At 52.4% G+C, this 18,574-nt stretch carries 14 protein-coding genes and 1 tRNA gene; 9 read left to right on the top strand and 6 right to left on the bottom strand.

The window, feature by feature from the left end; genetic code table 11:
* Window positions 1–193: 193 nt before the first annotated feature.
* The 4 genes from HG66A1_RS23320 to HG66A1_RS23305 all read left to right on the top strand — a co-directional run bounded on the left by HG66A1_RS23320 (window position 194) and on the right by HG66A1_RS23305 (window position 4,135).
* Complete coding sequence (locus HG66A1_RS23320; protein ID WP_145189764.1) at window positions 194–907, top strand: DUF1080 domain-containing protein; 714 nt, start codon at window positions 194–196, stop codon at window positions 905–907.
* 91 nt (window positions 908–998) lie between these two features.
* Window positions 999–1,859 carry a ThuA domain-containing protein gene (locus HG66A1_RS23315; RefSeq protein WP_145189761.1) on the top strand — a complete coding sequence of 287 codons (861 nt, stop codon included), beginning with the start codon at window positions 999–1,001 and terminating at the stop codon, window positions 1,857–1,859.
* Between the two features lie 29 nt (window positions 1,860–1,888).
* Window positions 1,889–2,572, top strand: coding sequence for an SDR family oxidoreductase (locus HG66A1_RS23310; RefSeq protein WP_145042881.1), 684 nt, complete (start codon window positions 1,889–1,891; stop codon window positions 2,570–2,572).
* 117 nt (window positions 2,573–2,689) lie between these two features.
* Complete coding sequence (locus tag HG66A1_RS23305) at window positions 2,690–4,135, top strand: NADH:flavin oxidoreductase (protein ID WP_145189758.1); 1,446 nt, start codon at window positions 2,690–2,692, stop codon at window positions 4,133–4,135.
* Here the strand turns inward: HG66A1_RS23305 and HG66A1_RS23300 are convergent, their stop codons facing one another.
* From HG66A1_RS23300 to HG66A1_RS23285, 4 genes are all read right to left on the bottom strand, one after another.
* A complete protein-coding gene (locus HG66A1_RS23300) occupies window positions 4,136–4,960 on the bottom strand; it encodes a ParA family protein (RefSeq protein WP_145189755.1) in 825 nt (274 codons plus the stop codon).
* Between the two features lie 246 nt (window positions 4,961–5,206).
* Complete coding sequence (gene metW, locus HG66A1_RS23295; RefSeq protein WP_232106654.1) at window positions 5,207–5,839, bottom strand: methionine biosynthesis protein MetW; 633 nt, start codon at window positions 5,837–5,839, stop codon at window positions 5,207–5,209.
* 107 nt (window positions 5,840–5,946) lie between these two features.
* Window positions 5,947–7,143 (bottom strand): homoserine O-acetyltransferase, encoded by a 1,197-nt coding sequence (locus HG66A1_RS23290; RefSeq protein ID WP_145189750.1) that lies wholly within the window; start codon window positions 7,141–7,143, stop codon window positions 5,947–5,949.
* Between the two features lie 305 nt (window positions 7,144–7,448).
* Window positions 7,449–9,272, bottom strand: a complete 1,824-nt coding sequence (locus HG66A1_RS23285; protein WP_145189747.1) for a M3 family oligoendopeptidase — start codon at window positions 9,270–9,272, stop codon at window positions 7,449–7,451.
* A 206-nt stretch (window positions 9,273–9,478) separates the two neighbouring features.
* On the opposite strand from HG66A1_RS23285, the gene HG66A1_RS23280 reads away from it, so the two are divergent.
* Window positions 9,479–10,306 carry a dimethylarginine dimethylaminohydrolase family protein gene (locus HG66A1_RS23280; RefSeq protein WP_145189744.1) on the top strand — a complete coding sequence of 276 codons (828 nt, stop codon included), beginning with the start codon at window positions 9,479–9,481 and terminating at the stop codon, window positions 10,304–10,306.
* Here the strand turns inward: HG66A1_RS23280 and HG66A1_RS23275 are convergent.
* The gene (locus HG66A1_RS23275; protein WP_145189741.1) at window positions 10,268–11,497 is read right to left on the bottom strand and encodes a hypothetical protein; all 1,230 of its coding nucleotides are present in this window, start codon (window positions 11,495–11,497) and stop codon (window positions 10,268–10,270) included. The genes HG66A1_RS23280 and HG66A1_RS23275 overlap by 39 nt on opposite strands.
* Before the next feature lie 743 nt (window positions 11,498–12,240).
* On the opposite strand from HG66A1_RS23275, the gene HG66A1_RS23270 reads away from it, so the two are divergent.
* The 3 genes from HG66A1_RS23270 to HG66A1_RS23260 all read left to right on the top strand — a co-directional run bounded on the left by HG66A1_RS23270 (window position 12,241) and on the right by HG66A1_RS23260 (window position 13,467).
* The gene (locus HG66A1_RS23270; RefSeq protein ID WP_002647021.1) at window positions 12,241–12,597 is read left to right on the top strand and encodes an STAS domain-containing protein; all 357 of its coding nucleotides are present in this window, start codon (window positions 12,241–12,243) and stop codon (window positions 12,595–12,597) included.
* A gap of 197 nt (window positions 12,598–12,794) precedes the next feature.
* Window positions 12,795–13,238, top strand: a complete 444-nt coding sequence (locus HG66A1_RS23265; RefSeq protein ID WP_228030287.1) for an ATP-binding protein — start codon at window positions 12,795–12,797, stop codon at window positions 13,236–13,238.
* A 156-nt stretch (window positions 13,239–13,394) separates the two neighbouring features.
* Window positions 13,395–13,467, top strand: a tRNA-Asn gene (locus tag HG66A1_RS23260).
* Window positions 13,468–13,625: 158 nt separating this feature from the next.
* Here HG66A1_RS23260 and HG66A1_RS23255 read toward each other — a convergent pair.
* A complete protein-coding gene (locus HG66A1_RS23255; protein WP_197996764.1) occupies window positions 13,626–14,852 on the bottom strand; it encodes an acyltransferase family protein in 1,227 nt (408 codons plus the stop codon).
* 452 nt (window positions 14,853–15,304) lie between these two features.
* Between HG66A1_RS23255 and HG66A1_RS23250 the strand changes: the two genes are divergently transcribed.
* Window positions 15,305–18,397 carry a tetratricopeptide repeat protein gene (locus HG66A1_RS23250; protein ID WP_145189731.1) on the top strand — a complete coding sequence of 1,031 codons (3,093 nt, stop codon included), beginning with the start codon at window positions 15,305–15,307 and terminating at the stop codon, window positions 18,395–18,397.
* The last annotated feature ends 177 nt before the right edge of the window (window positions 18,398–18,574 follow it).

The raw sequence follows: 18,574 nt of genomic DNA, 5'->3' as shown, positions 1-18,574 counted from the left end.
CATCTCTTGATTACCGAATTCAGTAAATCTGCCAGGCCCGAGAAAAATGTATCGATTATATCTATCCTGACTGGAACAGGGGACGCCAGACTTCAGTGCATTAAGCAGATTGGGTACGATAAATCTTCACAGTGTTACGCTCTGGGCCGGGAGCAGAGAAAGTATGTCTGACCTTCATGAAAGAATCTGATCTATGAAAACTCAGCTTTCCTTTGTTCTATTGATGTTGTTGACCTGTCTGCTGTCTGCCTGTGGAAAACCCACGGAAGAACAGAAAAAAGAAGCGCTGAATGAAGTACCCGCCATCGATGAACCTGAAAAAACTATCGAATCGTTATTCGAAGTCGAAGACGGATTTACCTTGCTGCATCTGAAGGACTTTGAAGAGTTCGCCGGTAAATCGAAAGAACCGGTCTCCGGTAAAAACTGGACTGAGAAGGACGGAATCATTTCCTGCCAGGGACAGCCACGCGGTTATATCTATACACGCGTTGCACTCGGAAACTGCACCGTTCGCCTGGAATATCGCTTCCCCGAATCAGCTGAAAAAAATGCCGATCCGAACACGGGATTCCTGTTCTACATCACAGGCGAAAATCGTGTCTGGCCCAAGTGCCTCGAAGTACAGGGTAAGTATTCTGAGATGGCACACATCAAATCCAACAGCAAAGACATTACCCTGGAAGTTACCGATAATCCGGAAGCCCGGGAAAAAGTACGCCGGCCGATAGGCGAGTGGAATGCAATCGAAGTCGTCTGTAAAGACGGTGCGTTAACCTCGGTTCTGAACGGAACGGAGATCGCCACTTCCAAACCAAGTGAGCTGAAAGACGGATTTTTCGGGCTGCAGTCCGAGGGGAACCCGGTTGAGTTCCGCAATATCCGGATTCAGGAACTGACCGATTAGTCTCACTGCTTTGCAATCGGGAATTGATCTCTTTTAAAATAGTGAGATCTGACTTCCGCGTATCCTTCATTCTCAACTGGGAGCGACCACCATGAGTTTTCGATTTCTGACAGTCTGCTGTCTGCTGATATTCCCCCTGCTGACCGTGACTGATGTTGCCGATGCAGCCGACGCCAAGACCCGTATCCTGATGCTCACCCAGAGCAAAGGTTATACCCACGGCTCCGTCAAACGGGAGAAAGAACAGCTGTCTCCTTCTGAAATCGCGATGATTCAACTCGGGAAGCAGTCGGGCCTGTTCACCGTCGATTGTACCCAGGATGCCGCAGCCGACTTTACAAAAGAAAATCTGCAGAACTACGACATCGTCATGTTCTACACTACGGGCATGCTGCCCATCAAAGAAGCAGATCTGCAGTATTTTCTGAATGACTGGCTGAAGCAGAAAGGCCACGGATTTATCGGCTTTCACTCAGCCACCGATACCTATAAGTCCTACGAACCTTATTGGGATATGATCGGCGGTTCTTTTAACGGCCATCCCTGGACCGCCGGAAATACAGTGACGATCACCGTGCACAACACCGATTTCCCGGCCATGAAGCCCTTCGGAAAAGAATTCCAGGTCAAAGATGAAATCTATCAGTATAAAAACTGGCAGCCGGAAAAAGTGCATGTGCTGATGAGCCTGAATATGGAGAAGTGTAACCCCAAGCGTCCCTACCAGGTCCCGGTTGCTTGGGCCAAAGACTGGGGGCAGGGCAAAGTCTTTGTCAACAACATGGGGCACAACCCCTCGACCTGGACCAACCCCGCGTTTCTGGATTCCGTCATCGGCGCGATTAAATGGATTCGCGGCGATGCACCGGCTGCGGTTCCCGTCAATCCGGAGCTGTCAAAACAGGAAGATGCCAAAGCCGCTGCCGCTGTGAAGGCTGCTGAAAAGAAATAAGTGCCATCGGCCAGGGACAGGAAACCGTCATGTCAAAAGTAATCGTCATCACCGGCGTCACCCAGGGACTGGGACGGGCAATGGTGTCGGAGTTCATCGCAGCTGGTCACACAGTGGCCGGCTGTGGCCGCTCCCCGGAACCACTCGCCGAGTTGTCTGATCAGTTCGGCAAGCCCCATCATTTTACCGCGCTGGATATCGCCGACGATCAGGCCGTGCAGGCCTGGGCCGATTCGGTTATCGCGGAACTGGGGCCACCCGATCTGCTGCTCAATAACGCGGCGGTCATTAATGAGAATGCAGCGCTGTGGGAGATCCCCGCGGCCGACATCGACAGCATCATCGATGTGAACATCAAAGGGACCATTAATACCATTCGTCACTTTGTCCCCGCGATGCTGCAGTCAGAATCCGGTGTGATCGTGAATTTCAGTTCGGGCTGGGGACGTTCGGCTTCCGGTGAAGTGGCCTCTTACTGTGCCACTAAGTGGGCTGTGGAGGGATTGACCCAGTCGCTGGCTCAGGAACTGCCGCCGGGGATGGCTGCCGTCCCGCTGAATCCGGGAATCATCAACACGCGTCTGCTGCAAAGCTGTTTCGGCTCGCATGCCGACCATTATCCCACCGCGGAAGAATGGGCGGAAGTGGCCGTTCCCTATCTGCTGGGGCTCTCAGCCCGCGATAATGGACAATCGCTGACGGTACCCGTTTAACTACTGTCTGCAGAAACCCGGCTGAATGGTAATTCGCACTCGCTTTGAGTACACTCGGGGAGCGTCTATTTTGAACAGCCGTTGATCACCCTCCTGATACGTACCAAGTCACCTGCTATGGCCAAATATTTTAAATATAAGACACCGGAAGATGTTGTTGCCGATTCGGAACGCCTGGGCTGCCCGATCGAAGTCTCAGACAATTTTAAGGTTCTCTATGAACCGATTCCGATCGGCCATCTGCAGGCGAAAAGCCGGCTTGGAATTCAACCGATGGAAGGCTGTGACGGCACCACCGATGGCTTTCCCGATGAACTGACTTACCGTCGTTATCAACGCTTCGGTGCCGGCGGGGCATCGCTCATCTGGGGTGAAGCGACCGCCATCGGTCCGGAAGCCCGCATGAATCCCCGTCAGTTGATGATCAACGATCAGACCGCGCCCGCCCTGGAGAAAATGCTGGCCGGATGTCGTGAAGCACATGCAGAAGTCTTTGGCTCGGATGCAGGCCAGGTCATCGGTCTGCAGCTGACACACTCCGGTCGTTTCAGCTTCGAAAAACCTCTGCTCGCCACCCACGATCAGGTGCTGGATCCACGCACCGTCGATAAAGGGACCGGTAAGATCGTAGACGACAGTTACCCGCTGTTGTCGGACGACGATCTGAAACGCATCGAAGACCAGTACGTGACCGCCGCGAAGCTGGCACAATCCATCGGCGTCGATTTCGTCGATATCAAACAGTGCCATCGCTACCTGCTCTCAGAACTGCTGGCTGCGAAGAACCGTCCCGGCGAGTACGGGGGATCGCTCGAAAACCGGACCCGCCTGGTTCGTAACGTCATACAACGGATTCGCGAAGAATGTCCCGGGCTCGTAATCGCCACCCGCATGAACGGCTACGACGGCATTCCCTATCAGGGCGCGGGAGACGACTTCATCGGTGAACCCTGCCCGCACGAACTGCCGCTGCAGACCGCTTTCGGCACCAATCCCGACGATCACCTTCAGGAAGATCTGACCGAACCGCTCGAAGTGGCTCGCCTGCTCAAAGAGTGGGGCATCAGCATGATCAATATTTCCAACGGGAATCCCTACGCCAATCCACATATTGTGCGGCCCGCGGAATTTCCTCCAACCGATGGCTATCACGCTCCCGAACATCCCCTGATCGGTGTGGCCCGGCATTTCCGGATTGCCTCACAGATTCAGGCAGCCGTTCCCGATATTCCGGTGGTGGGCAGTGGTTACAGCTGGTTGCAGGACTTCGCCATGCATGCTGCTGCGGCGAATGTGGAGCAGGGCAAGATTTCGATTGTCGGCATGGGACGAGCCACACTGTCACAACCGGAGTTTGCGAAGCTGTTGCAGGAAGAAGGCAGGCTCAAACGCAAAACCGTCTGCCGGACCTTCTCTTATTGCACCAACCTCATGCGTACGAAGGATCATCCACTGGGACAGTATCCCACAGGATGTCCTCCGTTCGACAAAGAGGTTTACGATCCGCTCTGGAAAGAAGCCAAAGCGAAACTGGAAGCGAAGCAGAAAGCCGCTGAAGAGTAATCAGGCGGCCTGCTGAATCGGAGCCTGTTCGGCCTGTTCGTCGGCGATGATCTCTTCAACCAGACCGGCGTAATCCTTGGCTCCCGGACAGGAACTGGAGTAGTCAAATACCGACTGTCCATAACTGGGCGCTTCGGCCAGCTTGATGTTGCGGCGAATCCGGCTCTGGAAAATTTTGGCGTTGGCCCAGGGGGCTTCGGGATCGCTTTCATTGAGGAAGGCACACAGGTCGTCGGTCACGTCAGCCGCCAGTCTGGTTCCGGTTTCATACAGACACAGGACCACACCCGAGACCTTCAGGTCCCGGTTCAGGCGACGTCGTACCAAAGCTGTTGTTTCGAACAGCTTGGAAAGACCCTGCAACGCAAAGAAGTGCGGCTGCAGCGGAATGATCACTTCACTAGCAGCCGTCAAAGCGTTGATCGTCAAAACGCCCAGTGAAGGCGGACAGTCCATGATGAGGTAATCGAACGGTTCGGTGTCTGCCATTTTCTGAATGGCCCGACGCAAGACGATTTCCCGGTCTTCGGCATCGACCAGTTCCAGCTCCGTGGCGGCCAGATCGAGTGTCGCAGGCACGACCCACAAGTTTTTCGCGACCAGCTGTCGTGTTTCAGCCAGCGTTTTGAACCCGGAAAATACATCATAGGCGGTCGGCACATTTCCGAATGGCTCAATACCCAGGTGTAACGAGGCGTGACCCTGCGGATCGAGGTCAACCAGGCAGACCTTTTTTCCCTGCATTGCCAGGCCGGCAGCCATGTTCACACTGGATGTGGTTTTGCCGACGCCCCCTTTTTGATTCATGATGGCTATGATACGCATCGGGAGTCCCTTCCCTCTTTCTCTTTAAAAAACGAGTCGCTGAATTTGTCTCAAGTGGTGATATTCTATCACGTTAGGGAGACATGGTTTATACCGGCTCCCTGTGGCCTGTTCTCTGCTCAGGCCAGAAGGTGGGGCAGTATATCGCGTTTTAGGATTCAGGGAAACAGGAATTCCTGCCCCGAATCAGAGCCTGAAACGGGAAGTCTGTTCCCCGTCTGGAGATCCGCTGACCGGGGAATGCCCTCAGAAGGTCAGGGGCGTCGCAGGCTTGGACGGGGCGTGTTCTGTGGTCTGTTCCTGACGCTGGAGCACATACAGAATCTGCTGGGCCCGCAAGTTGGCCAGCCAGGCTTTTTCCACCGCACGATGCTTGATGATCGGAATTTCCTTGAGGATTTCGATCCCCAGGATTCGCATCAGATCCTGAAAGTCGTGCATCGACATCAGGTGCAGGTTGGGGGTGTTGTACCATTCATAAGGCAGCACTTCCGTCACCGGAGCCCGCCCCTGTTTCAAGACCTGCAGACGGATACGCCAGTTTCCAAAATTGGGAACCACGACCAGCGCCTGGTGGGCCACGCGGACCATTTCTTCCAGCAGCTGTTTGGGGTGCAGAACCTGTTGCAGTGTCTGACTCAAGACGACGTAGTCAAACGCCTGATCCGGAATGTCGTGCAGACCTTCATCGAGGTCAGCCTGGATTACCGGTACACCCCGGGCGATGGCACCATGATGTTGCGTGATATCGATTTCCATACCCAGGACCGAAGCATCGCGTTCATCGCGGAGTCGAGCCAGCAACCGCCCATCACCACATCCGAGGTCCAGTACACGACTGCCCGGCTGAATCTGCTCCATCAGCAGTTTATCAGTCACGTCCAGCGACGGGTCCTCCATACAGTATCGATGTTGTGCGCACATGGTATTGTTTTACTCTTATGTATTCTGATCTCTACGCTTGCAGAGATAGTTCACGGGAGCGGTCAGCTCTGCTTCTCCGCCAGTCTCGATTCGTAGGCTTGCGCCAGGAAGGGAGTGATCAGTTTCTGCAGTTGTTCGATTTCAATCAAAAAGGAATCATGGCCGAAGGGGCTTTTGAGTTCAATAAAGGAGACGTGCTTGCCGCATTCGATTAACGCCCTGACAATCTCCTTGCTCTGTGTTGTGGTAAACAGCCAGTCGGAATCATACGAGGCGATCAGGAACCGGGCATTGGTCTGTCCCAGCGCTTTGGTCAGCGATCCGTGTTGCGAGACCAGATCAAAATAATCCATGGCCCGTGTGAGGTAGAGATAGCTGTTCGCATCGAAGCGTTCGACGAACCGTTTTCCCTGGTAGTGCAGGTAGCTTTCCACCTGGAATTCCACTTCGGGCAGCATTTCGTAGGTGAATGTATCGTGGTCCTGCAGACGTCTGCCGAATTTCATCTCAATCGACTGATCCGACAAGTAGGTAATATGAGCGATCATGCGGGCCAGGGCCAGACCGTAACGCGGGCCGGCCCCCCGTTCGTATTCGCCATCTTTGAATTCGGGGTCTGTCTTGATGGCTCGTCGACCGACGGCATTGAACGCAATTCCCTGGGCGGAGAGCTGTGCCGCGGATGCCAGGCAGATCGCACTCCGCAGCTGATCCGGAAAGCGGGCCGCCCATTCCAGTACCTGCATGCCTCCCAGGCTGCCCCCGATCACAGCCAGCAACTGGTCGATTCCCAGCTGGCGGGTCAGAGCCGCATGGACTTCGACAATATCCCCCACGGTGATGAAGGGGAAGTTCAGACGATAAGGCTGGTTGGTTTCCGGATTGATACTTCCGGGCCCCGTGGTTCCCATGCAGCCGCCCAGGACGTTGGCACAGATCACAAAATACTTATCCGTGTCCAGGGTCCGACCGGGGCCGATGAGTTCGTCCCACCAGCCCGGTTTGGCTTTTTCATCATCGTCTTCGTAATAACCGGCGGCATGGGCATCGCCTGTGAGAGCGTGACAGATGAAAATGGCGTTGTCTTTTTCAGGGCTCAGGGTGCCATAAGTTTCATAGGCAACCTGAATCGGACCCAGTTCGCCACCCCCTGCCAGCTTGAGCCAGTCGGGGGGCATAAACAGGGTCGCAAGTCGGGTCTGAACCAGACCGACTCCTGAATGCTGGCGGGTTTCTGAAAGTTCCTGTTGCGTAGCCATGGAAAGTGATATTTCTCAGTAGTCCTGCAAAAAGACCAGGCACGAATCTTATCCAGAGAAACGGCCGTGGTTTAGAGGCAGATCCGGCTGCTCGTTCAGGAGCGAAAGCCGACTATAATTTCTTGATATTTGCTCTGCAGAGTGCACCAGTATACCGCAGCAGGTGTGGAATTTCGACACGTTGCGGCAGTAATACAGGTGGATCTCTCTGCATTTTAAGGCTGGTTTTGCTGAAAGTCTGTTTTTTCCGCGGATTCCGCAAAATTTGGATTTCCGCGCCACTCTCGGAGTCACTGATCTGATCTTCAGTCAGCCTGGTCGGCCAGCTCCAGAAAACGATCCACGCGTCGATCGATAATATCGATACTTTTGTTCCAGAATTCGGCCTGACTCAGGTCGTAACCAAATGTCCCGGCCACCGCGTCTTCAGTCAGTTGACAGCCGGTGGCAATCAGAAGTTCACGATATTTATCAGCGAACTCGCTCTGATCCTCGAACGTATCTGCCAGGGCATAGATCCCCAGTGAGAGCAGATAACCAAACGTGTACGGGAAGTTATAAAACGGTAATTCGCTGATGTAAAAATGCAGTTTGGAGATCCAGAAGCTGGGATTCCAGCCGGAGTCGTCCAGGGCATTCATGTACGCTTCCTGCTGCGCAGCGAACATCAGTTCCGAAAAGCGTTCCGGAGTCAGTTCCCCTGAGGCACGTTCCTGATGAAAACGGTCTTCAAACAGGAAGCGGGTATGAATATTCATCATGAAGGCGACAGAGTCTCCCAGCATGCCATCCAGAATCTGCAGCTCTTCGTCGCGGGTTTTGGCCGCTTTCAATCGTTGCTCACCCAAAACCGCTTCCGCGAAGGTAGACGCCGTCTCGGCCAGGTTCATCGGGTAATCACTTAACACGAACGGTGCGTCTTTCAGTACGTAGGAATGATAGGCGTGTCCCAGTTCGTGCGCCAGCGTCGACATGCTGTCAGCTGAGTTGGTGAAGGTCATGAAAATGCGGGATTGTTTTTTCAGAGGCAGAGTTGTGCAGAAGCCCCCCTGACGTTTGCCGGCCCGATTCTCCGCTTCGATCCAGCGCTCGCGCAGAGACCGTTCTGCGAAGTCTCGCAGATCGGAACTGAACTCGGCGAACGAGTTGACCGTCAATTCGCAGGCGCGGTCGTAAGTCAGCTCGGCTGATTCCGCCCCGGCCAGGGGCAACGGTGCATTCAGGTCGTACCAGCAGAGTCGAGGCAGTCCCAGCAGCTCCGCTTTCTTTTCCAGGAAGCGCACCAGCTTCTGTTTCCGCTCGGAGATCACAGACCACATGGTATCCAGTGTGCTCCGCTGCATGCGATTGTAAATCAACGGTGCATCCAGGTGGTCGGTGACTGGCAGCCGTTTGTAGAGCGTCAGTCGTGTGCCCGAAAGATGATTCAACGCATCGGCACACGAATCAGCAATCGTATCCCAGGCTTTGTTCGCGGCATAGAAGTTATTTTCACGGATTGACCGTTGCGGAGAATCGAACTGCACCTGTCCCGGGGACCGTTCTACCAGTTCCCCTTTTTCCATGAGCTGAATTTTCAGATCCCCGGAGAGCCGGTCGTAAAGCCGTCCCCAGGCGTGTAAACCATCGACGGCCAGTTCGGAAGCCAGAATTTCCTGCTCCTTGGGAAGTCGCAGGGTCGCACCCCGCTTAGACTCTTCGAGGAAGAACCGAATTTCCTGCAGACGGGGTTCCTGCTCGCAGAACTGTTGAATGGTTTCCGCGGAAAGTTCGCGGAGTGTCAGTTGCAGCTGCGTTTCGATATTCTCGCGCAGAGGACGAATACTGGCCAGCCGCCCCATCAGCACCTGGTACTGTTTGTTATGAGCATCCTCGGCACAACAGCATTCGAGAAACGCAAACAGTCCCGAAAGTTCTGCGGTCGCTGCCTGGTAGTCTGTCAGAAAATCGGCCCAGAGTGCTGCGTCCTGCTCTGGATTCCCGGCATCAGCCAGTTGCGCCACACGTTCCACCAGGGCTTCCAGTGCGCTTTTGCAATCTTGCAGAATCGCGGTGAACTCGGGTTGCGCAGGATTGGGGTAGAGCGAGTCCAGTTCCCAGGTCAGCGGATAGGAGGCAGTATCAGTCATGATGAGGAATCCCGAAATAAAGGATGTGTCGGTTATCAATTCATTGAATGTATGAGATCGACAGTAAATCCGTCAATTATGCAGCCGGTATTTGCTGGCCTTCGGTGCGAGAGAAATCTTCCCACAGCAGACTTCCCTCTGTGGTATAATTACAGAGAGGAGTCGTTCATATCGATTAACTGACAGGAAGCCAGAAAGACGTTCAAGTGAAATACGACAGCCCGACGATCCTGATGTGTCCCCCCGATTATTACGGGATCGAATACGAGATCAATCCCTGGATGAGCCGCAGTCAACAGAGCAATCTGGAAGTGGCCCGCCAGCAGTGGGAGTCTCTGTACGCACTGCTTCAGAAACTGAACGCCAGCATTGAATTAATGACGCCCGTGAAGGGGCTGCCCGATCTCGTGTTTACCGCGAATGCAGGACTGATCTGGCACAATCGCGTATTCCTCTCACTGTTTCGGCATCAGGCCCGTCAGGGTGAAACTCCCGTTGATCAACAGTGGTTCGAGCAGGCAGGCTTTGAAACGATCGAGATGCCTGAAGAGTTTTTCTTCGAAGGAGCAGGGGACGCACTGTTCTGTGGCGATACCCTGTTTGCGGGTTACCTGATTCGCAGCGATGTGAAAGCCCTGCAGTGGGTGGCTGCCGAGATGAAGTGCCGGGTGATTCCCCTGCAACTGGTCGATGAGTTTTACTACCATCTCGATACCTGTTTCTGTCCCTTGAGCGAAACAGAGGCGATTTATTATCCGCCTGCATTCGACAGTTATGGACAGCAGGCCTTACAGGAGCATATTCCTCATCTGATTCCCGTAGTCGATGAAGAAGCGCAGCGGTTCGCCTGTAACGCAGTCGTGATCGGAAAATCGGTCGCCTTGAATACGGGCTGCCCGCAGCTCGAGCAGACCCTCCGGGAACGTGGTTATGAACCACATAGCACCCCCCTGGATGAATTCATCAAAGCGGGGGGCTCAGCCAAATGTCTGACATTAAGGCTGGACGGAGAGTGTGCGACTGTTTGGCCTTGAGGGAGCATTGTAATTGATGCGGGTCGGGCGATAGATTCCCTCAGACGTGGTCTCGGAAGGGAAGAAACGCGTGCCTGTATTCGACAGCGAAACATCCCGGACCGTTGAGACATGCTTTAAGGGGACCGATGGCAGCGAAGCAGTGAAAGTCCCTTTCCCGGGTGAAACGAGTGTGGCCTGCACGGCACCGAGAGCATAGACGTTCGGATTATGTTCGGGAATCCGGGGTGGCATTCTGACGATCCAGGTCTGGTCAGCAGGAAGTCCGGCTCCAAACTGATTGCCGGCACTGGGAGTTTGTGTCTTTGGTGAAGTCGAACAGTTGCGGGTCCATTCGGCCAGTGAGATGGTTTGAATCGGTTTCGCTGCGAACTGCTGATCCCAGGCGTGGAGTAACAGTTGACGTTCTCCGTACAAATGAATCTGAACCTGACCTGTCAGCGGCGCGGGTCTGCCTGCCTGATCGAAGCCTTGTACACGCACAGCCAGAGCGTTCCAGTCGGCCTGACCACGTGAATTGACGGGCGTCGCTTCCACCGAGATCCGCGTCAGTTGACCTGACACAGGCCCTGGTCCGGGAAAGGGAGCAGGGGGAGGAGCGGGAAGTCCCTGGACCGGGGGAGGTCCTGCGGGCAGGGGAGCATATCCCAGAGCCTGCTGTGCGGTAGCGGCCCGCATCAGCCCCAGTACGTGTCCCCGTTCGAGAGTGGGGACGCCATTGGGGAAGTATTGTTCTACCAGGTGCTGGTAGGCTTTCAACGGATCTTCGTGGACTCCCAGAATCACACCCCGGCTGCAGTGATTACAGTCGACGCTCACCGGCGGTGCTGTCAGAACTGGCTGAGGGAGGGAGGGAACGTAGATCGGAGCAGGCATCAGTCGTCGTTTTTTGACGAACTCGGTCGGCTCCGCAGGGGACCGCCGGGCTGCTGCCAGCTGGATGGTTTCCTGGTCGTAGACGCTTTCATCGATGGAGAGTCGTCTGATCGAATCCAGCGAGATGCGTTCGATCTTTGAACGGTGCTCCGTTCCGGAGTCGAGCAGCATGGTCTCATGAGGGCCCCATTGGATCCAGCTGCCGGTCCGTACTTCTCCGTTTATCAGTTCGACTTCAACCCCGGCAGTGAGTGGGGTGGCGCAGCAGACGCTGACTAAGCACAGACAAAGTAGTGACTTGAATCCAGGAATCATGGTTTTCTCCAGATGAGAGAGTCGGAGTTCTGCAGAGATAAAGCTGCGGAGAAAACCTGTTAAGAGGGCAAACAGCGCGCCTGGACTGACAACGGTTGCGCGAGGATGAATCTGATTGCGCGGGTTTCACCGTCACGAAGCCAGATCGACAGGGTTATGACAGTTAATACTGTCTGCACAGTGCGGGAGACAGAGAACCACGAACGAAATCAATGCCGGGTTCAGACTCAACCGAAGGTCAGGTTGTGGAAATACGTTTCACAAACGAAACAGGCAACGTCTGACTGTTTCAATTTCTATACAAATCGCAAGCTTCAGCAGCAAAACTATTGATCGTCACGGGTGGTTTTCCGGGGCAGGGAAGAGAATCGATGGGATTTTATCCAAAGTGACAGCGTGAGATTACACAAACTCTGCTGAATATGGCACTTAGACCCGGATATTCCGCTAAACAATCTTGTGAATATGCTTGACACCAAGGAAAGAAAGCGTGATGATCATGCATAACCGGGGATATGTGTCCTCAGCAAAATTGATGTTAGTCTAATGGGAATATCTGTTTAGATAATTCCTTTTTTGGATTCAACAGATATAATTTGTTACTTTATTCAACTCGTTATTTTGATCGATTCCGATCGGGCCAGGCAGTCGTCGGTTAACTCCTATCTACGATAATGTATTCAGAGGGAATACATGTGCCAACGTCGGAATTTTGTCTCTTTAGAAGAGGGTGGGCTGGAATTATGGCAGCTGGTCACCGTCGTGTTGACATCGAAGAAGTTTCGGATGTCACCATTGCAAAGTTTATAGACAAGAAAATTCTGGATGAAGGCAATATCCAGATCATCGGAACCCAGTTGTTTGGGCTTGTTGATGAAGATGGTCGCAAGAAGATCATTCTTGATTTCTCCAACGTGGAATACCTCTCAAGTGCTGCACTTGGAAAGTTGATCACATTGGATAAAAAAGTGAAAAAGGCAAAGGGCAAGTTGAAACTCTGCTCAATTCGTCCTGACATTTATGAAGTTTTTGCCATCACCAGATTAAATCAGTTGTTTGATATCGCCGAAACACAGGAGGCGGCGCTCGAAGGTTTCTAACACTGGTCTGGTAATTGCTGAACGGGAAGCGTCGGCTGTTACCATTCGCGTTAGAACAGGTTTTGAGCAATACATTGTGGGACGTTTAAGAGTGAATCACCTCTGATTCAAAACCGGGGAATGGATCAACCGGAGCTTTTAAGCGGTCTCTGAATAGTCACTGGATAAACACCAGAAATCGTGTGCTGGCCAAACTCATGTCATCGGACGAATACATTGAAGTAACGATTCCCAGCGATACCTCAGAAGGGCAGGCTGTACAGGCCCGCATTGTTGAGGGTCTTGAGGTACGTGAATACCCCGATCGGGATGTATTTGCAGTGCGGCTGGCGCTGGAAGAAGCTCTGGTTAACGCCATCAAACACGGCAACCGGATGTCTCCCGACAAAAGTGTGGATATCAAATGCTGGATCAGCGATGAGCGGGTTCGCATTGAGATCCAGGATGAAGGGGAAGGCTTCGATCGCACTGAAGTCCCCGATCCGACTCTATTGGAGAACCTCGAACGCCCTTGCGGACGGGGAATCATGCTGATGGGCGCTTTTATGAATCTGATCGAATATAACGATCAGGGGAACAAAGTCACGCTGGAGAAGATCAAAGGCGTGGCTCCCGAGCAGCCCGAATCCGAAACCGAGTGATCTGACTCAGTTAGGGTGAACCGTTCCTGCCAACTTTTCCTGAAATTTTGTCAGAACGTCGCCGGTTCCACTTTATCTTCGGTTGACTTCACGCTTTTCTCACAATATCTTATAGGCACAACGTGGTTGAGAGAAATCTCTTACCACAAAAACTGATCCTCGATAGCTCAATCGGTAGAGCGAGCGGCTGTTAACCGCTAGGTTCAAGGTTCGAGTCCTTGTCGAGGAGCTTTCCTGAGACTGAGACGTCAAAGGACAAATTTGAATCGCATTAAAACGCTGAGTGACTTATCACTCAGCGTTTTTTGCGTTTGAATCTCTATAAAAAGCACGTCCCTGAAGTCGGACCTTCATCGGCTGGCGATGTGCTTTCCTCTGATCTCTGAATTAGCGGGAACGACGGAGAGCCATCGCCAGAGGCAGGCCCTCCACTTTTTTACGCAAGCGGCGTAACACGATGAGTCCCCTTCCCGTAACGCGCCGTGAAGCGGCGGTATATTTTTCAGCTACCAGACTTCCCTGACTGATCATGGGAAGTTCAACACGTTCATACGACTGAATCGCGAGGAAATAGGAGATCACAATTGAGATCAAAGCGATGAGCCCACTTAAAATTACCGGATACTTAGCCGAGATCTCAGGCTGAATCATTAACAGCAGACCATAGGCTACCCAGTACATCACGATGAAATGATACAGGTAAAAAGAGTAAGAGTACTTACCCAGTTTTCGTACCAGATCGAGCTTCAGGAAACGATTAAAGAACGTGTTTGCCTCTGTGCTTAACAGAATCCAGATGAGGAAACCCGAGGCTACTCCTTCCACCAGAATTGGTAAAAAACCATGGATCTTTGCCAGAAAAACCCTGCCTGACAGCAGGCACACCAGACTGATTGCAAAGTAGAGATTCACCCGAAACGGACTGGCTGTTGTGAAATGCTGACTTTTCAGAAAGGAAGGCAGCATGAGCCCGATGTAAAATGTAAATGCATACTGGATTGTCGGCATGACGGGGCCAGCGTACCCCAGAATAATCAGCCCCAGTAAAAAGAGCAGGTTCATCTTAAAGCCAAACCAGCGGTTAAGCAGGTAGATCACCGGGAAAATGAAGGAGATGAGCAACTCCACCTTAAGCGTCCAGGCGACGTTATTGATATCAGTATTCAGCAGGAAATAATTTTCCAACGCATACTTAAAGCTGATGCCTTCGGTATACCACCAGTTGAACCAGAGGGATGTATTCGGGAACTCGATATATTTGTGAAACAGGATGATCGAGAGAATGATCAATGTCATCGACACGAAATACGCAGGATAAATCCGGAATACGCGTTTAATATAAAAAGCGTGATAGGTGATGAGGTTTCTGGGCTTACGATCGAGAGACAGCCCCAGGACATATCCACTGAGCACGAAAAAAATGGACACCGCAGCACTGCCGTTGAACAGAGCCAATGCCATCCTTGTGAGGAAGGAATTTACGCCAGTCACATCATAGATGGCGGTATCCCAGATCGTCCGGTTCTGATCGACTGTAAAGATAAGAAAGCTGTGATAGAAGGCGACCATAAGAGCCGCAACTCCACGCAGCGACTCCAGTTTTTCGTTGAACATGCCTTTTCTCCAGTCAAATGACAGATACATAATCTGTCTGATTTTGACCAGCCTGTCAAAAACGGAGATCGTCAACCGCGATAAAACGTCATCAACTGGTGTTTTGATCCCAGACTGACCAATCAGAGGTCTGCGTATAAGTAGACGAATAAATCAACGTTGAATTATCCGCAGGTCTGGAATCACTGCCATTCGAGCAAAAGATGATCGTCATGGTGGTAAGAAAATAACACAGCATCCAGAGAGTCGACGAGCGTACTATAAGGGCTGAACCATAATACGCAAAGAGTAATTCTTCAGAGCTCACTGCTGCTTTTAATTGAATCAAGCCGGTTATCACATTTCCTGCTTGCCTGACGAACTGCGTAGTATTAGATTGGAACTGTATTTATGTACCGACTCGAGGTTGATCTGTTTCGCTAGCCCTACACTTACAGAAGGAAACAGGATCCGTGCTCTCTCCAGTGCAAAAGAATGTCATCCGTTCGACTCTGTTGATTCTGGTATTGGTGGCTCTGCTGGCCCTGCTTTTTTTCAGGCAGGATGAACGTGCTGCCCAGCAACAGGCGAACCGCGATGTCAAGGTGGCAGCGGAGATCCGTCAGCTCGGATATGATGATCCCGCCCGTCGTGCTGCCAGACCACTGGAGTATCCCGATTACGGCGACGGTCCCGTTTTTCTGTTGACCGGAAATTATCGGGAGCTCAGCCAAGACCTCTACGAGGAAGCCAGCCAGGCGAGCGGTAAGGTCAAAGCGTTCAAAATCAAACGCGCGGGGAAAACGCTGAATCAACCCGTTGATCTGGCGCTCGTCAAACAGGTCGTCGCTCCCCGTGACTTCTTGCAGAAGTATCACAAGTTCCGCCTGCGGGAGCTGGAAGCATATCAGCAACTGACCAAAGACAAACCCGAAGTCAAAGCCGCGGGCGAGGAATTTCTGAAGGCTTACCTGTTCAAAGTGACGGGACAACCCGATTCTCTGTCGGATGCTGAAATCATCTCGCTGGCGAAGAAAGTGATCGAGCTCCAATCCAATGATCCCTTACTGCTGACCTACGTGACCTATGTCTTGTATGAAGAGACCGGTGATTCCGACGCCGCGTTGTCCATGTGGACCCAGTGTCTCGAGCAGCTGAGAACGAGCCAGTACCCGCAGATCATTCAGGTTTATCTCCGCCTGTTTGTAGTCGATTTCAGCTCATCGGTCAGCAAAGGGCATAAAGATGCCTTACTGGTAAGCATCGTACGCTGGCTGGAAGAAGCCTCCACAGAGCAGCAGTGGCTGGACTGTGTCCATTTCAAGTTAGCCGGGATCTGGGAGGTGAACGACATCACCTTTCGCGACGGTTTAGTCGTCGGCTGTTTGAAGTCAGAAAAGATCGAGCCATTTATCAAACACTGGTTGACGGGGCAGCGTCTGCTCGACCAGGCCTGGGGAGAACGCCGAGGCAGATATGCCAGCAAAATGAGCCATGGAGATCAACTGACTTTCCAGAAAGGTATCCAGATGGGCAAGGCTCATCTGGAGTATGCCTGTCTGCTGCGGCCGGATTCTCCTCACCCTCCCATCAGATTAATCTCGGTTGCCATGACGGGACATGACAGAGTCTATGAGCCGGTTGACTGGTTTCGCCGTTCTGTCGAAAACCATTACGATCGGTCACTTCCTTATTATGCGTTGTGGAATTCGATGTTGCCGCGTTGGGGAGGCGATCTGGGTCAGTTTCGCAGCTTTGCCGGTCACTGTATCAACAGTGATCGATTTGATACCCAACTGCCTTACTATGCGTTTGAGGTCATGTTATATCTGCAGGACAACGAATTCATCGATGACTGGTCACAACAGAAAAAATTTGGTGCTAAGACAATCATCGATCATTTCCTGACTCAGCGGGAGAAATACCGGGCAGCACATCCGGATGAAAAATTATATGGAGATACTCCTTACTACAGGACAAGAATTGGTCTCTTTCTCCAGCGGGCAGGGTATCCAGAATTGGCTCTCGCCGAGTTTAAAGCCACTGAAGGAGACCTCGACTATTCTCAGCTTCAGAAATCACATCGTCCCGGAAAGTTTTTGATGTGCAGACTGTTTGCTGCTCAGGGAGAAGTCCAGGATCGTGTTCTGGAGTTCGATCAAAAAATACGCAAAGGCTGGACTGCGGATGCAAAGCTCTCGGAAATCGATGCCCTGGAAAAAGAGTGGCAGGCATTGAAACCAACGGCCGAGGGGGAACTTGCAGAACGTTACTATGCACATACAGGGAAAATGCTGCAACAACTGAGGGCATACCTCAAGGGAGACTGGGTCGAATTTGATTTCGAAGATCAGGGCCTCGGCTGGGAGATCAGCGCCGATCAGATTGACTGGGACAGCGCAGATCAAAGTCTGCTCGTCTGCCGAAAAACAAATGAAGCACAGCACTCCTGGGCCCGCCCTCTGATCACCGTGGAGGCGCCACTCCGGATCCAGGCCCACATCGAGCAAATCGCGACTCATCCCGGTGATACGCATATTGGTATTCGCTGGGAAGAATTGTATGGGAAGACTGATGAAGAAGGTGAAAAAATACCATCACTCAATGTGGGAATTCGAGGCTACTGGTCCTATCCCAAAGCAGAATTAAAGGGGGCAAACCCATTCCATAAGCTGGAAGACCTGCACGCCGGTTTCCGAATTTATACCGTCGATCGCGTGCCGTACCGTCATCAGGAGCAGTCCATTCGCGTGATGGATCCCGGCATGCATCTGATCGACTGGAAGCTGAATGCGGATTCCAGCGAAGTTACCCTGGGGAACTACCCGGATCAGGTCCGCTTTGACGACACAGCGCCCCTCAGGAATCATCTGCTCTTCAAGATCGAGTCGAAAAGTAAAGCCGTCCGTCTGCCGAACCCACCTGGGATCGTCTGGAAATTGAAGAACGTGAGACTGAAACGACTTCCCGCTTCAGATTTGCCCGCAGCAGAAGCACCATTGGCAGAACGAGTGGCCTACTGGGAGAAACGGGTTCAGCAGGAGCCAGATGATGTTGTACCCAGACTGAAACTGTGTGAAGTTTATTGGGAACAGGGGCAAGCCGATCGGTTGCTGGAGCTGTCCACGGAAACTCTGGCCAAGTGGCCCGGAATGGAAAAGATCCAGCAATACCAGGGACTGGCGTTATACGGGCTGCGCAGATATCCAGAGGCGCTCGCTGCATTGGAACTGGCGATGAAAGAGTATCGCGAGAACGTCGATGTCATCATGGCGGCTGCGGAGATTCAGTCAGCCATCAATGATCCTGCACTCAGAAATCCTGAGGAAGCACTTAAGCTCGCTCTCTTCGGGAAGCGGATCAGTATAAATTATCGAGTGGAATACCAGGCCATTCATTGGGCAAACCTCGCAGTCGCTTACGCTGCAAACGGAAATTTCGAAGAAGCTATGAAGGCCAATCAGGAAGCAATCGCCCTGGCCGCGGATGACTTGAAAACCGAGTTTGAAAGCCGCCAGAAATTATACGAAGCGTCTCAGCCTTATCATTATCCAACAGAGAACTGAATTATCTGCTGACTGTGATGCCCGGTAACCAGACCGCCTTGCGTTAGTAGTGCCTGCCGCTTTGCGGATTTCTAAAATGAGTCACTGGAAATCACTTAACCGTGCTGCAGTCATGGGTTATAAGAGATGAACAGATCGTTTTGATTGACTTTATCTCTGTCCTGCTTTGGCGGGACC

The organism is Gimesia chilikensis, assembly GCF_007744075.1.
GTDB lineage: Bacteria > Planctomycetota > Planctomycetia > Planctomycetales > Planctomycetaceae > Gimesia > Gimesia chilikensis_A.
Note: the sequence above shows the minus strand (reverse complement) of the source record. Positions and strands in the feature narration are given on the sequence as shown.